Annotated in this window: 12 protein-coding genes and 1 pseudogene; 5 read left to right on the top strand and 8 right to left on the bottom strand. The window is 44.1% G+C overall.

All coding sequences use genetic code 11. From position 1 onward, the window contains the following. Positions 1-73: 73 nt before the first annotated feature. The 3 genes and pseudogenes from ACOJR9_RS16520 to ACOJR9_RS16510 form a co-directional block, all read left to right on the top strand. Positions 74-235: pseudogene (locus ACOJR9_RS16520) on the top strand (dTDP-glucose 4,6-dehydratase); the annotation flags it as partial. An 88-nt stretch (positions 236-323) separates the two neighbouring features. After that, positions 324-1,997, top strand: a complete 1,674-nt coding sequence (locus tag ACOJR9_RS16515) for a glycosyltransferase family 2 protein (protein ID WP_420933994.1) — start codon at positions 324-326, stop codon at positions 1,995-1,997. A 181-nt stretch (positions 1,998-2,178) separates the two neighbouring features. Next, positions 2,179-3,366, top strand: a complete 1,188-nt coding sequence (locus ACOJR9_RS16510; protein ID WP_420933993.1) for a nucleotide sugar dehydrogenase — start codon at positions 2,179-2,181, stop codon at positions 3,364-3,366. 484 nt (positions 3,367-3,850) lie between these two features. Here the strand turns inward: ACOJR9_RS16510 and ACOJR9_RS16505 are convergent, their stop codons facing one another. Further along, positions 3,851-4,165 carry a helix-turn-helix domain-containing protein gene (locus ACOJR9_RS16505; protein WP_071979346.1) on the bottom strand — a complete coding sequence of 105 codons (315 nt, stop codon included), beginning with the start codon at positions 4,163-4,165 and terminating at the stop codon, positions 3,851-3,853. Beyond that, a complete protein-coding gene (locus ACOJR9_RS16500) occupies positions 4,152-4,484 on the bottom strand; it encodes a type II toxin-antitoxin system RelE/ParE family toxin (RefSeq protein WP_071979345.1) in 333 nt (110 codons plus the stop codon). Before ACOJR9_RS16500 ends, ACOJR9_RS16505 begins: the two co-directional genes overlap by 14 nt. A 197-nt stretch (positions 4,485-4,681) precedes the next feature. Here ACOJR9_RS16500 and ACOJR9_RS16495 point away from each other — a divergent pair, with 197 nt between their 5' ends. Then, positions 4,682-5,122, top strand: a complete 441-nt coding sequence (locus ACOJR9_RS16495) for a hypothetical protein (RefSeq protein WP_420933992.1) — start codon at positions 4,682-4,684, stop codon at positions 5,120-5,122. A 373-nt stretch (positions 5,123-5,495) separates the two neighbouring features. After that, positions 5,496-5,900, top strand: coding sequence for a transposase (locus tag ACOJR9_RS16490; protein ID WP_420933991.1), 405 nt, complete (start codon positions 5,496-5,498; stop codon positions 5,898-5,900). 66 nt (positions 5,901-5,966) lie between these two features. On the opposite strand, the gene ACOJR9_RS16485 is transcribed toward ACOJR9_RS16490, so the two are convergent. The 6 genes from ACOJR9_RS16485 to ACOJR9_RS16460 form a co-directional block, all read right to left on the bottom strand. Further along, positions 5,967-6,353 (bottom strand): type II toxin-antitoxin system VapC family toxin, encoded by a 387-nt coding sequence (locus tag ACOJR9_RS16485; protein WP_420933990.1) that lies wholly within the window; start codon positions 6,351-6,353, stop codon positions 5,967-5,969. Beyond that, positions 6,353-6,583: a type II toxin-antitoxin system Phd/YefM family antitoxin gene (locus ACOJR9_RS16480; RefSeq protein WP_420933989.1), complete on the bottom strand. Its 231-nt coding sequence runs from the start codon at positions 6,581-6,583 to the stop codon at positions 6,353-6,355. The genes ACOJR9_RS16485 and ACOJR9_RS16480 overlap by 1 nt, the downstream gene beginning before the upstream one ends. Positions 6,584-6,716: 133 nt before the next feature. Next, complete coding sequence (locus tag ACOJR9_RS16475; protein WP_420933988.1) at positions 6,717-7,604, bottom strand: homocysteine S-methyltransferase family protein; 888 nt, start codon at positions 7,602-7,604, stop codon at positions 6,717-6,719. 126 nt (positions 7,605-7,730) lie between these two features. Further along, positions 7,731-8,894: a cytochrome-c peroxidase gene (locus ACOJR9_RS16470; protein WP_420933987.1), complete on the bottom strand. Its 1,164-nt coding sequence runs from the start codon at positions 8,892-8,894 to the stop codon at positions 7,731-7,733. A gap of 197 nt (positions 8,895-9,091) precedes the next feature. Further along, positions 9,092-11,818 carry a TonB-dependent receptor plug domain-containing protein gene (locus ACOJR9_RS16465; RefSeq protein WP_420933986.1) on the bottom strand — a complete coding sequence of 909 codons (2,727 nt, stop codon included), beginning with the start codon at positions 11,816-11,818 and terminating at the stop codon, positions 9,092-9,094. 20 nt (positions 11,819-11,838) lie between these two features. Then, the gene (locus ACOJR9_RS16460) at positions 11,839-14,727 is read right to left on the bottom strand and encodes a cadherin-like domain-containing protein (RefSeq protein ID WP_420933985.1); all 2,889 of its coding nucleotides are present in this window, start codon (positions 14,725-14,727) and stop codon (positions 11,839-11,841) included. Between the last annotated feature and the right edge of the window lie 49 nt (positions 14,728-14,776).

The following is a 14,776-nucleotide window of genomic DNA, read 5'->3' as shown; positions in this document are numbered from 1 at the left end:
ACCGGTCTTCATTTACGTTGAAGAGAAGGTACGAGAGGTAAGGTTCTGATATTGTTTTATGCCTGTCTCGATAATTAGTGCTAGCAGAATTGAACGTGAGCTTGGTTGGAGTCCACCGGAAACATTTGAAAGTGGCATTTGCAAAACCGTGGAATGGTACCTAGCCAACGAAAGCTGGTGGAAAGCGGTTTTGGACGGCAGCTACCAGGGCGAGCGATTAGGTTCAGGCAGTTAAATTTTTTTACCCCTATTGTGGTACACTTTAAAACCGCTTTGATTGTCGAAGCGGGTTTTTTTATTCCTACAACTAGCAAATAGCCATAATGAAAAAAACTGTGATGCGAGCTGTACGCGCTGCTCTTCAGCTGGTGCCTAAAAATCTAAAAAATAAGCTAAAGCAAAGTGAGCGTTTAACTGCTTTTTATATTAAGTCAGTGAGAAAATCGGGGCTTTTTTTTGATGCGCCTACACCTAAGCAAACTCATCAACTCTACCAAGCTTGGTTACAAGAGCATCATTCTTTGTTGTGTGAGCAAATCAACAAAAATCTGCAGTCGTGGCAAGCCATTATAGTGGGTAGAGAAGAGCACTTTACTAAAACCGAAAAAGCGGTTTTATCACTAGGTGCGAAAAACGCGATTTTTATTAATAATGAAGAAAACACCGGTTTTCTGCATTCCAAAGATAGTATCGACATCAACTTACCTATTCTCCTTTTGAGAGGCGGCGACACAGTGCACGCTGGTGCGATAGCGCATTTTCTTGATGCACTTGAAAGCGCTGACATTGTGTACAGCGATACAGATGAAGCGTTAGATAATGGCGAATATACCGCGCCGCGTTTTTTGCCAGATTGGAACCCAGAACTTCAGCTGTCGACAGGCTATGTTCGTACGGGAGTAATGTTAAAAGCTGATTGCCTTGAAAGCGTTGATTGTTTAACGTCGATTGCAGGGCTTTTAGCAAAGCTAGAATTAAGTGGTCAGCATTTAAATATAAAGCACATTTCGCTTCCGCTAGTGCATTCGTGTTTTGATGATAGCGATATTGCGAGAGATTTGGCTGTAATACGTGAAGAAATAGATACTAGCAGTGATGCAACGGTAACATTGAGCCGCGAGCAGAATGTTAATAGGGTTATGTGGAAGAGTGCTTCGCCACTTGTTAGCTTAATTATTCCAACAAAAAATGGAAAGCAACTTGTTCAAGACTGTGTTGAATCTATCTTAGAAAAAACAACCTATTCGAATTATGAAATACTTTTGATAGATAATGGCTCAGACGAAAAAGAGAGCTTAGATTATTTTGACTACTTAAATACTCTGCCGAAAATACGGGTTTTGCAATATCCTGGAGTATTCAACTATTCAGCTATCAATAATTTTGGTGTTAAACATGCCAAAGGCAGTGTGGTCGGTTTAGTGAATAACGATATTGAAGTGATAACACCCGAATGGTTAACGTGCATGGTGGGGCATGTTGAAAGAGACACCGTGGGCTGCGTTGGTGCAAAGTTGCTTTATTCCGACACACGTATTCAGCACGCTGGTGTTGTATTAGGCTATGGTGGTGGCGCTGGCCATGCTCACAAAAACTTCCCGCGTGCTCACTCTGGCTATTTAAAAAGAATTTGCGCTACCAATAATTTTAGCGCCGTAACCGCCGCATGCCTTTTAGTAAAAAAATCACATTTTGAGGCTGTTAACGGTTTAAATGAAACTGACTTGGCAGTTGCCTTTAATGACGTCGATTTCTGTTTAAGGGTAGAGGAGTTAGGTGTAAGAAATGTATACTGCGCTGAGGCTGAACTCTTTCATCATGAGTCTGTGAGCAGAGGCCTAGACATTTCTCAAGAAAAGGCTGAGAGGTTCAATAAAGAGCTGACTTATTTAAAAAACAAATGGTCAAAAACGATTAAGAATGATCCTGCCTACAGCCCTAATTTAACCTTAAAGCGGGAAAATTTTTCAGTTAGAATAAAAAAAGAAATAGCCTAATTACAAAAGGGCACTGAATCTGCATACCTGGCGTATTGTCAGGCACATATCCTGAGTTATGTTAGAGTGGTCAGGCGATTGAGGCTGGCAGAGTGTATTTGCGTACTCGTTGATTAAAGAATCTTACATTGCACTTTTTGATGGTGTGATACAACAGTTGTTAATAGTGGAGAATATTTTAATGGAAGGTACGATGAAAAAGTACAAAATAGCGGTAGCAGGAACAGGGTATGTGGGCTTGTCTAACGCCGTATTGTTAGCCCAACACAATGAAGTGAAGGCTATTGACTTAGTACCTGAAAAAATTGAGATGCTGAATAACCGAAAATCTCCTATCGAAGATAAAGAAATATCGGAATACTTAAGTACCAAAGAGCTTGATTTAGAAGCAACGCTAGACGCCGAAGTGGCGTACCGCGACGCGGATTATGTGATTATTGCCACGCCTACCGATTATGATACGCAAACCAACTATTTTAATACCAGCAGTGTAGATGCGGTAATTAAAAGCGTGATGGCAGTGAACCCTAAAGCAGTAATGATTATTAAGTCTACCGTACCTGTTGGGTTTACCCGAGAAGCTAAAGCACGCCACGGTAGCGATAATATTATTTTTTCACCGGAATTTTTACGTGAAGGCAAAGCCCTTTACGATAACTTGCATCCAAGCCGAATTATTGTTGGCGAGCGTACTGAGCGAGCTGAAATATTTGCCAACTTGTTAGAGCAGGGCGCCATTAAAGAGGGTATTGAAGTGCTGTTTACCGACAGCACCGAAGCAGAAGCCATTAAGCTTTTTGCTAATACCTACCTAGCCATGCGGGTGGCGTACTTTAACGAGCTAGACAGCTACGCCGAACGTGCTGGGCTAGACACCAAACAAATCATTCAGGGGGTAAGTTTAGACCCCCGCATTGGCAGCCATTACAACAACCCAAGTTTTGGCTATGGCGGTTATTGCTTACCGAAAGATACCAAGCAGCTGCTTGCTAACTACAGCGAAGTGCCAAACAACATGATCCAAGCCATTGTGGATGCTAACCGCACTCGCAAAGACTTTATCGCCGATTCAATTGTTAGTCGTAACCCCAAAATTGTGGGTATTTACCGCTTAATCATGAAGTCGGGCTCTGACAACTTCCGCGCCAGTGCCATTCAGGGCATTATGAAGCGTATTAAAGCAAAGGGCATTGAAGTTATTGTCTACGAGCCAGTGCTCACCGAAGATGAGTTTTTCCGCTCTCGCGTAGTAAACGACCTAGCCGCGTTTAAGAAAGAGGCCGACGTGATTGTGGCCAACCGCGTCACCACAGACATCGAAGACGTGCTTGAAAAAGTATACAGCCGCGACCTCTTCAACGCCGACTAAACAAAATAAAGGGGGTCAGAACCACATTTACTGAGCGCGCATTAAATGCTCGCTAAATGTGGTTCGGACCCTGAATTATCCCCACGAATAACATAGTGAAAACAGTGAGATAAAAAAGAAGGGAACATTCATTACGTTTGGTGATCAGATCTTTCGCCGAAAACAAATGAAGGTTAAACGCCATACATGCCCTATCTATTGTGAACAAAGTCATCTCGCTTGTCAGCTTTAAAATGCATCTGTCGCGACAAAAAGCACTTACCGCATGTGTTAAAAGTTTGCTTAACGGAAGTGCTGCAACTGTCACGAGTATAGGTCGAGGCATCGATAATAACGCCTTTGAAAAGCATCGAATTAAACGTGCTGATCGCTTACTGTCCAATGCAAACTTATTGCGCGAAACGCCCTGTGCGGGGCCGTCCGGGCCGATGCTTCGGTGCAGGGTGTTGTGGGGGCTGGAGGTTAGAGACCTCTGGCTACCCGATTATAGCTCTGCGATGTGCGACAGAGTTTCTGGGTGGCGCTGTACCAGCTTTAGAAGAGTAACAGCTTGCCCATTTGGTGCGCTCCGCCCCTGCTCCCAGTTTTCCAATGTACGTGATGATGTATGCAGTAAACGAGCAAATACACCACGAGACATATTAAACTGCTCACGAATACTAACAATTTCATCAGGTGAGATATCTAGCTCACTGATGTCATTAACTTGATGAGTTTTCAGAGTCACTTTGCCCTCTGAATGCTCCTTAGCTTCAACAAGTGCAGAATTTAACTCTGCAAATAGATCACGATTGCTCATTGCGCCACGCCTCCATAAAAGCTTTTAACTGTTTCTTTTGATCTGCGGTTAAATCTGCCATTTCATTTTTGCCGTAAATAGTCAGCAAATAGAAGCGACGCTTTTCATCGAGGAAGTAATAGATAACACGTGAACCACCACGCTTTCCCTTACCTTTACTTGCTACTCGAATCTTCCGCAAACCACCAGTACCTTGAATTACGTCACCTTGCTTCGGGTTTGACATAAGTTCAGCTTGGAACAATCGAAACTCCTCGTCACTGAGGTAATCATTTCGGTACTTTTCAAATGTGGTTGATTCAACAAATACACTTTTCATCAGCAAAGCGTACGCAAGTAACGTATGGATAGCAAGCTATACGTGAATAGCGTAGTAATTAAATTTTGAAGTGTGGATCTGACCCTGAGGTATCTCCACAAATAATGACTAAAATTCAGTAAGATAAAAAATAAAGGGAACATTCATGACGTTTGGTGATCAGATCTTTCGCCAAAAACAAATGAAGGTTAAACGCCATGAATACGCTATCTATTGTGAACAAAGTCATCTCGCTTGTCAGCTTTAAAATGCATCTGTCGCGACAAAAAGCACTTACCGCATGTGTTAAAAGTTTGCTTAACGGAAGTGCCGCAACTGTCACGAGCATAGGTCGAGGCATCGATAATAACGCCTTTGAGAAGCATCGGATTAAACGTGCTGATCGCTTACTGTCCAATGCAAACTTATTGCGCGAAACGCCTACTATCTGCGCAGCTACATGCCCGTTGTTATGTAGTCATATTTTGCGGCCTGTTATTCCCGTGGATTGGTCAGATCTTGATGAGTATAAGGGGCATTTTCTGCTTCGCGCCGCTATTTCTCTTAAAGGCAGGCCCATCACGCTGTACCAAGAAGTCCATTGTAATAAAATCAGAGAAAAGCATGCGACGCATAGAGCGTTTTTGCATGCTCTGTGAGCAGTATTACCTTCACAATGCCATCCTATTATCGTTACAGATGCAGGGTATAAATCACCGTGGTTCAGGGAGGTGATAGCGTTAGGGTAGGATATTGTCGGTCGCGTGCGTCGGCCGCATTATTACTCGTCTGACTCTGGGCACAAGTGGCAATGTATTCATCAGCTTTACACTCAGGCCACGTGCAGACCGAAGCGTTTTGATGATAGCCAGATAGCCAGATAGTCAGATAGTCAGAAGCAATCCTTTTGTCTGCACGCTTGTTTTATTTAAACAAAAAAGTAAAGGCCGTCACGCTCGTAACACTGATGGTTCGCTCAGGCGCTCAGGACATTCAAAAAAACATGCTCAGGGTGCAAAAGATCCTTGGCTATTGGCAACATCGCTTTCTTCTCATCGGCAGTTATCAAAACAAGTGGTCGGTATTTATCGACAGCGGATGCAAATTGAAGAAGGGTTTAGGGACATGAAAAGCACCAAGTTCGGGCTTGGGTATGAACAAAACAAAAGTATTAAAAAGCAACGTCTTACAATATTGATATTGCTGACAACATTAGCGTTACTGGTTGCTATATTACTGGGTATGGTGCTTGTCTCTTCGAATACACATCGTCGATTCCAAGCGAATACCGAAACCAGAAGCGTGCTATCATTCCATTACCTTGGCCTTAGAGCTATTGCTTGCCGAATAAGGTTTACCATGCGACAGTGGAAAGCTGCACTCAAATGGTACAGCTCCATAGCAGACAGTACATGGGCCGGAAGCACATGGTATTAAATTCGTGGGGATCCCTCAGGGTCAGAACCGCATTAATGCGTTAATTCGGTTCTGACCCCCTTTTTATCACTTACTGGCGTCGATTAATCTTATACCGTAATCAGGGAAATATTCGTCTTTCGTTAATATTTGCAATCCCTCTGCCTGGGCTTGAGCGATTAACATGCGATCAAATGGATCTCTGTGATACATGGGTAATTTGCCTGCTTGTTGACTATGAAATAACGTGATGGGTAATGCGTTAAAGCCGAGCTGTTCAACAATTGATTCAATGTCATCAGGTACTTTAAGTTTGCCCATCTGTTGTTTAATCGACATTTCCCAAACTGTAGCTGCGCTTACATAAACAGCGTTATCGGGGTTAGCAATGTGTTCTTTTGCATTGAGGCCAAGCTTTTTATCTCCACACATCCACCAAATTAACGCATGGGTATCTAATAGAATTCTTTTCATTACATACCAAACGTGTCTGCTATATCGTCATTAACCTCTTTTGAGTCAAAATCGTCAGATGCGATAACTTGCCCTTTAAACTGTCCAAACACCCGTACTTTTTGATTTTTAAAAGGTACTAGCTTTACCGCTGGCTTACCCGATTTAGCAATAACGACCTCTTCACCGGATACCGCCAACTCAACAAGTTGAGATAATTTGCTTTTTGCTTCGTGCATGTTGGTTTGCATAGTGTATCTATAGTTTAGCTAAACTTAGCTAAATAGTAGTATAAAAAAAAGGCAACAGCAATTGCCTTTTTATTAAAAAAGTAGAGGAGCTTTCACATTATAAATGTGGTTCTGACCCCCTTTTATTCCTTTCTCACTTAAGGGCTTCGCTTACCGCCTTGATATGCAGCGGGCTTATTTCACAGCACCCACCGATAACACTAGCGCCTTGCTGCGCCCATGTTATTGCGTAGTCAGCGTATTTGTCTGGCGATAAATCTTTTCTTTGCGCCAAATTCTCTACCGTATCGCCAGGGTATAGTTCATCAACGGCTTTAAACCCATTGGCGTAAACGCCGAAAGAAAGTTGATGCTGTACTAACAAAGCGAGAATGTCATTAAGCGCGGCGTTGATAGCTTCAGGTCGGCTACAGTTCAGTAAAATCATGTGCGGCTTTAATTGACTCAGTGCGTTAATGGCATCAGCAACACGCTCGCCACCGCGTAATAAGGTTGGCTCTGAATCACTTACTGAAAATGCTATCCATACCGGCTTCCCTGTTTTTTGTGCTGCGGTACAGGCGGCTTTTGCTTCTTTAATTGACGACATGGTTTCGCATAAAAAGATATCTGCGGCTGAGCTTTGTAATGCAACAAGCTGCTCATATGAACGCAGTGCTTCCTCGAAGGCCATAGAGTCATCAGGGTGATAGCTAGCCACAAGGGGCGGCAAGCACGCAGCAATTTTGGTGTGAGGTTTACCCGATTGTGCGATGGCTGCTCGTGCTGCGTTTATTGCAGCTGTATGCAGGGGCGCAATTAAATCGATTGAGCCATCTCGCGTGAGCCGCTGTGGCGTTGCGGTGTAGGTATTTAAGGTTATTACTTCAGCGCCGCTTTCAATAAATTCAACGTGTATATCGCGCACCAAGTTTGGCTCGTGCAGCATGACATCGGCAGACCACAATGGCGTAAGCGCACGTGTACTGCGTTTGACTAATTCTTGGCCCATGCCACCGTCTAAAATCGTCACGTTTTTCACTGTAATGCCCTATAAAAAATGTGGACGCAGAATAACCTGATAAATGGGGTCAGATCCACATTAGCTGAGAGATTGGCGCAATATTGGAAAGTCAGGACGAATAATGTTGATCTGACCCCCTTTATGTCAAAGCGTGCGTAGAAAGTCGACTAACGCGCTTATCTCGGTTTTTGTTAAACCAAGAGGCTGGATAAGTGCGGTGGTTTCAGGAAAGTGTGGATCGTGCTTAAATTTGCCTCGGGGCTTTGGCCGAAAACCGCCCGCATTGTATTGCATTATCATGGGCGTAAATTCAATAAATAAGCCGTTGTGCATCCATGGCTTAGTATGAGTTACGCCAAGAAGAGAAGGTGTTCTGAATTTACCGATATCTTCGTTATTGCTGGTAGCGTTAACGCGGCCTAAATCTTCAAATCGTCTTCCGTAAAGATGAAACCCTGTAACATGAAATTCATTATCGCTTAGCAATGCACCCTCATGACATGTCATACACTTCGCTTTAGTGCGAAACAAATGCAGTCCTAAAAGTTCGCTGTCGGTAAAGTGCTTGTGTGCGTTGTTAGGGCTAATGGAAACTTCACGAATAAAGTGTTGATACCGTGTGCTGGGAGCAGGAATGGCCCGTTCAAACTCCACCAGCGCCGTCGCAAGCATATCTGCTGTGATGGGCAGCGTGCCAAAGGCGTCGTTGAATTTAGCTTGGTATGCTAGGCTTTTGTTTAAACGCGTGAGCGCCTCGGGTATGGGCAAATTCATTTCTATTGGGTTTACAATAGGCATAAGTGCTTGTTGCGATGCCGTGGTGGCCCGTCCATCCCAAAAAAAGTGTTCCCAGTGGTCGATACCCAAAATAGCCGGTGCGTTTCGATCGCCTTTTTGCTCATTAACCCCTATCGATTGTCCGCGCCCGTCTTGAAATAGGGTATTGGCGTTGTGACAAGAAGCGCACGATATGGTTTTATCGCTAGAGAGAATGGGGTCGTGAAATAACGTTTTGCCTAGTTGTATTAGCGTGGCTGAGCCAAGTGGCGCTTTTGGTGTGAGCGGCGCAAGTGGTTCGGCTTTTTCGTTATCAGCAGTGATTACTGAGGGCCAGCTTGACTGAGGTTGACTGTATTGTTGTCGTAACGCGTCTACGTTTAGCTTTATGGTCATCGCTGTGTCACCCGCTACACTTTTGTCTTTTCGTAGCGCGGTGTTGGCTGAAAAAGCATTTGCGCTAAAAAGTAGAACACACAGCACAATACAAAAAAGAGTGCGGCTTAATGAGACTCTTAATGTGACAGTCACTTTACTTTCCTTACTTGTCCTTTACTTAATGAGACAGGCATATTTTGTATTCCTTTCCTTACTTGTCCTTTACTTAATGAGACAGGCATATTTTGTATTTTGTATTCTCTTAATGAGACAGGCATATTTTGTATTCTCTGTATTTAATGTGACAGGCACTCTTTTTACTGCTCTTTTTAGGCACTTTTTAAAGCACATTATTGCCACTGGTAACCCACTTCAAACCAAATAGAACGCCCAAGTTCTATACCTGATATGCCGGGCGCGACCGCATAAGTGCGCTGATCAAAAATATTTTGCATGTCTACGCGAAACTGTAGTTTGTGGTCATCAACAACCTCAGGGGTGTAATTTATTGATGCATTGAACAATACGCGATTTGGAAATTCAACCCGCTGATATACCGGTATATTAAAACTTTCTTCTACCGAAATTTGCGATGCAAAACGCCCTAGCTGAGAGGTAGGGGCAACATCTTCGGTAAGCACATAATCTTCATAGGTGGTTCTAAAGGTGCCTGTTACGCTGGTGGTAATTTGCTCTGACCAATTGGCGGCCCACACAAAATTAATAGAAAGAGGGCGAGAAAACTCAGACTGAATAATGGTTAAGTTGTCTCGAGTGGTTTCTGTAAATAAGGCGTCGCCGTTCGCATTTGTTTCACGAATGAATATGAGGTCGTTTAACAACGCATCTTCTATGTCTTGCTCAGTGTTGCTGCTGAAGCTTTCTGAAATAATGTAGCTTGTATTCAGCGATAGGCTGTGAACATCAAACAGTGCTGCCCACGAAAAAGATACGCGGCTATTTTGGCCCTTGCCGTCGTTCGTTTGCCCCTGATAGAAAAAACCATCTTGTGCATTGTACACTGGTGCACCGTCGCGAATAAGCTGATCCCGCTGCCAACGCTTAGTGTATTCCAATGAAAAATTACCTAACCAGGTTGACTGCTTCCAGCCCATGGTGAATTCATCGTTAAACGGAGTAGCGAGGTCGTTGAAGATAAATCGAGAATCGGAGGCCGCAGCTAAGTTTTGCCATTCCTGCACTATACCCGCAGGGGATATTGCGCGTCGTTGAAATGCAAATGGCGTTTGCTGCTCTCTTACTTTATAGGTAAGCAAGTTCGCGTCGTAATATCGGTTTACGCCAAATGTAATGAGTTTGTCGCCACTGCCAAAAAGTTGGTAACCACCGCTCACTCGCGGGCCAATGTTGGTATTTTTTAAGAAATTATCATGATCTACCCGAACACCAACATTAATGTTGAGGTTGCCAAGCTCTATGGAATCGGTGAAATGCATTGATGCTACACCTACCCCTACATCTAAAAATTCTTCAGGGTAAACCGCGCGAATCGAAAAATACTGCGGGGATGTGGTGACAATATTTGAATAAGCTAAAATGTGCTCTGGGTTTGCGAAGTCGAGCGGAGCGCCAAGCTGTGTTTCTAGTTCAGCAATACTGATTGAGGTGCCCAGTTCAACACAATCGAAAAGATTGCCATTGCAGTCTAAATTAGCAATGCCGGTAACGGGCGAGTTGTAAATGTAGCTATCGTAAAAACGCCTGCGAGTGAGGTTTTCATGCTGCAGCTGTATACCCCATTCAATGTTATGCTCTAGGCCTAGGCCAGAAAAGGTGTTAAAACGCAGGCTAGTGTCGAAAAGTAAGTTTTCTTGTTGTTTGTCTAAATCACCGTAACCACCCTGGCGAGAAATACTGACTTCTTCAGCAGGGTCGCCAACGCCCCATGCTTTTCCTTTCGCTTTTGCCCATTGATAAAAGTGAGGGTTTGCTCGTCTGGAATTATCGCTTAACGTATAACTAACTCGCGTGTCCAGGGTAAAAAGATCGAACGCATGCTGTAGCTGAAACGTTGAATTTATGCCGCCACCTTGGTTTTCAAAATCACTATCTTGGGCATTCGTGATGAGATCTCTGCTCTGATAAGGTGAGTAATTTAAGGTGAACTGAAGTTTATCTAACCATAAGTCTCGCTGAGTCAGGCTTACCAACAGGTTCATATTCTCTCTCTCAGTGAGCACTGGTTGGTTAAGCGATAGGCGTGTTATTTCACTATTAATATAGTTTCCCGAAACGAGTAGTCCGTGGTGATCTGAAAGCGGGATTTCCGCATTCATATTTACGCTTTGTTTTCTAAAAGAAGGTTCTGTTGGCGCGGTGGCATTGCCCTGTGTGACGTCTTCTTCTAAAAACACATGGTAGTTATTCCAGTCACTCTGCGTACCACGGTAAGATAGGCTGAATGTGGGGGTTGTGGAGCGCGCTTCTCGCGTTTCCACATCTACCACACCGCCACTGAAGCTGCCGTAGCGTGCGGGAATGTTATTAGTGTATACCGTAATAGAGTCTAGAATTTGCTGGTTAATATTAAAGGCTTGGGTAGAGCCTTCAACATCGTTAATGAGAACTTCACCTTCGCGATACGTCTCGGGATCTTGTCTGCTGTTAAAATTTACCCCATTGATAAAAAAGCCTGTTTGCCATGGCTGGGCACCCATTATCGACACCCGTTGCGCGCCAATTTCGCCCTGCTCGTTAGCATCGTAGCGCTCGCCACCCAGTTCGATACCTGGCAGCAGCTCTAGCAGTTCTGTAAAGTCACCCCCCGTGCGCGGTGCTGCGTTGATAAGGTTTCTGTCGAGCACGAATCGACCAACCACTTCGGGTACCTGTAAACCAACGTATTGTCCTATCACTTCAATTTTTTCAATTTTTTTGTTTTCAGCGTTGTTTTTGGTTTCGTCAATACACTGCGCAATGCTTTGCTTATCTTTGCGTGATAACGCGTCTTTGCTCATACAGTGTTGATGTTGCTTTTGAGGCTGCTCTTTGGCGTTAACAGTGGTATTTATTGCTAACGAAAGAAGCAGCCCGTAAAGGGCTGCGTTGTAACTCATTACTGATTATTTACCTTGTTTTACTCTTTCACTAGCGGGTTAAGATCTTCACTGTCAGGGATACCATCGTTATCTGCATCGTCGTCAGCGATGAGTCCTGATGCTTGAATAGCGGCGTCACTGACACCGTCAAGGAAAAAGTTGGGTAGACCATCTAAATCGGTATCAACATTTGCAATACTAAATGCGGGAAAGTCGTCGCGTTGCGCTGCCTGAGTAGCAATAATAGCAAAAAGGCTATTCCTGTCGGCATCAGTATAAATACTGCTTTGCGCTAGTTCAGTGGCGTTTTCATAAAAACCAAGCCAACTAAACTGTTCAATAAATACCTCGTAAAGATCTAGATTTTCGTTGTCGGCAAAGTCGCTGCTGGCGGCTAGAAGCGCTTGTTGAACGCTCATGGCTTTTGAATTTAACGCGGCAATAGTTGATGCGTAATCACTATGAATGCCTGCCTGCCGCTTGACGGCTTCAAACAGTTGATAGGTGCCAGTAAAGCTATTTTCACTATCTGGCTCGTAGGCAAATTCCAGCTCGTCTAAAATAGTATTCACCATATCAACGCGTTCGGTTAAATCCACAAGGGTATCTAGCGTGGCAAGTACGTCATCGGTTGATTCGGTAAAGTAAGCTAGCGCGTCGTTAAGATATCCTAGTGAAGCCACCGTATTTGTTACCTCTATACGATGTTCAAGCCGTGTTTCAGTATCTTCAAGACTAGACGCCAACGCCCACGCGTTATCAAGTGTGGCCTTTTCTTGTGCAACATTATCGGCAAGTTGGTAAATCGATGCACCCACAAGCAGCGCCGATACTCGATTAGCGTCTGATACGTAGGTGTTGTCGCTGTAATAGGTAGTTAAAAGTGCGGTACAGCCTTCAATGCTTGACGGGGTGAACGTATTGTCGGCGCTAAACTGCTGTTCAAGTTTTACTAGTCTTAAGCAACCTTGGTCGTCTAATACATTATTGGCATTATATCGTACGTCTTCTAAATAAGGCGTTGTGCCCATTATGCGAAGGGCTTCATTGAGTACTTTTTGTGCCTGACTAGTAAATCCACCATAATAAAGCAACCATGCCGCACGCTTGTCCAAGATATCATTGGCATCTTGTTCTACTAGCGCTTCTACAACGTATTCCGTGTCGTCATAGGTGGTAGTGAACAGCGTCTCTAATTCTAAAATTGTGCTATCGAGCGCACGTCCACTGCGTGCATCGTTGAATAACTGAAACGCATAGTGATCGCGATAAGCACGCTTGGTGTCAAAATCATTTGCGCCTTCTTCTTCAAAAACCAATTTCAGTGGGAGATTACCAAGAAAGCCATCGTCGCTGTTACTTTGCACAACCTCGGGGTAAAGTGCGTTGAAAATACCTGCTAACAGACCTACGCCAGTGGGATAGCGTCGCAAGGTCGCTTCAGCAAATTCATCTGCTTGGACTGTATAGTTGCTATCGTAATCAACGTTAGTGTAAAGGCGAAGTGTTTGCGCTAGCAGCTCTTTCGCTTTTTCTTCTGCTTCAGCGGTATTGACTGCACTGCCAGTAAGGCTAAGGTAAAAAGCCGAGCGCGTGGCATCAACAAGATAAAAGGCACGGCGTTGGTAGTATTGCTCACCTGAGCGCTCTTGATAGCTTGCTTGAAGTGCTAAAGACTGTTGAAAATTTAAGCCAACAAATGCGGCGTCATAGTTGGCCTGTGTCGGTGAGGTTAAGTAAGCATCAACTTGCTCTTCCACATAAGTTTTTACGGCTTGTAGGAAAAATCCATAGGCTGAACTCATTGGCTCATTGTCGTTGTGATTCGCATCGGCATAAATGCGGATAACTGACAATAAATCACTGGCTTGTTCTAGTTGTCCGGCGTTGACATAACTACGTACCACGCTTAAATAAAAGCTAGCATCGCCTGGACGAATATTTGATATTCCTATTTCAGCAATAAAGGCATTGTATTGGCGGATGGCTTTATTGCGAAACTCATTGGCTAAGACCGTGTTTCCTTGAGCATCAAGCTTTTCAGCGCTCACAAGGTAAGCGCTTGCGCGTGTGGGTCTGTCGATAATATTGCCAATAGCATTGTTCTCTGCTAATTCCGCAAACCCAGCTTCAGTATAACCTGCGGCCAGCGCAGCGTAGATATCTGCTGTAATATCGGCGTCGGTTATCGCAACGTTATCTTGGTCGTTTTCGCGGGTAATAAACGTTTCTGCTTGCGCTAGGTGCGACAGATCAGAAGCATAATAATAAGCAATTTTGTCATTATTTGATGCATAAGAGGGGCTGAGGGAAATAGCCGCTATAACCGCGCCGCCAATGCCATCGGTTACACTTACTTCAAAAGAAGCGTTTATGTTTTCTAATTCATTTTGTTCGAAAGTGAATGCACCCGTTGAGCTATCTAACGTTACCACACCAACGTCAGGCTGAGTTACAACAGCAAACGTAAGCAGATCGCCATCCGCATCAATTGCCTCAATTAGCCCGGTGGTTTCTCCCGCACTTGATACCGCTACTTGGGATGTCACTATTTCAGGTAAATCGTTTACATTTTCAACGGTAAAAGAAAGGGTTACTGAAACAGTCTCAATACTGTCTGACACAGATATTTGTGCGGCGTCGTTGCCAAAAAAATCGGGGTTGGGCGTGTAGGTGAACGAGCCATCTTGTTGTACTTGCAGTGTACCGTTTTGGGGGGATTCACTTACGCCGAACGCTAAATCGTCATTATCGTTATCCGTTGCAATAATGCGCTCGGTAACCGAGGTATCTTCATTTAACGTGATTGAAAATTCACTTTGCGATACTGAAGGCCCCGTATTGCCGCCATCACTGCCACCGCCACAGGCCGTTAAGGTCGACGCGATAAAAACTGATAATGCACTTCGAATAAATTGTTTACGCACACATACTCTCCGCTAATAAAAATCGGCGAAGATGGTATAGTTAAACATA

Source organism: Alteromonas ulvae, from assembly GCF_048987005.1.
Taxonomy (GTDB): domain Bacteria; phylum Pseudomonadota; class Gammaproteobacteria; order Enterobacterales; family Alteromonadaceae; genus Alteromonas.
Note: the sequence above shows the minus strand (reverse complement) of the source record. Positions and strands in the feature narration are given on the sequence as shown.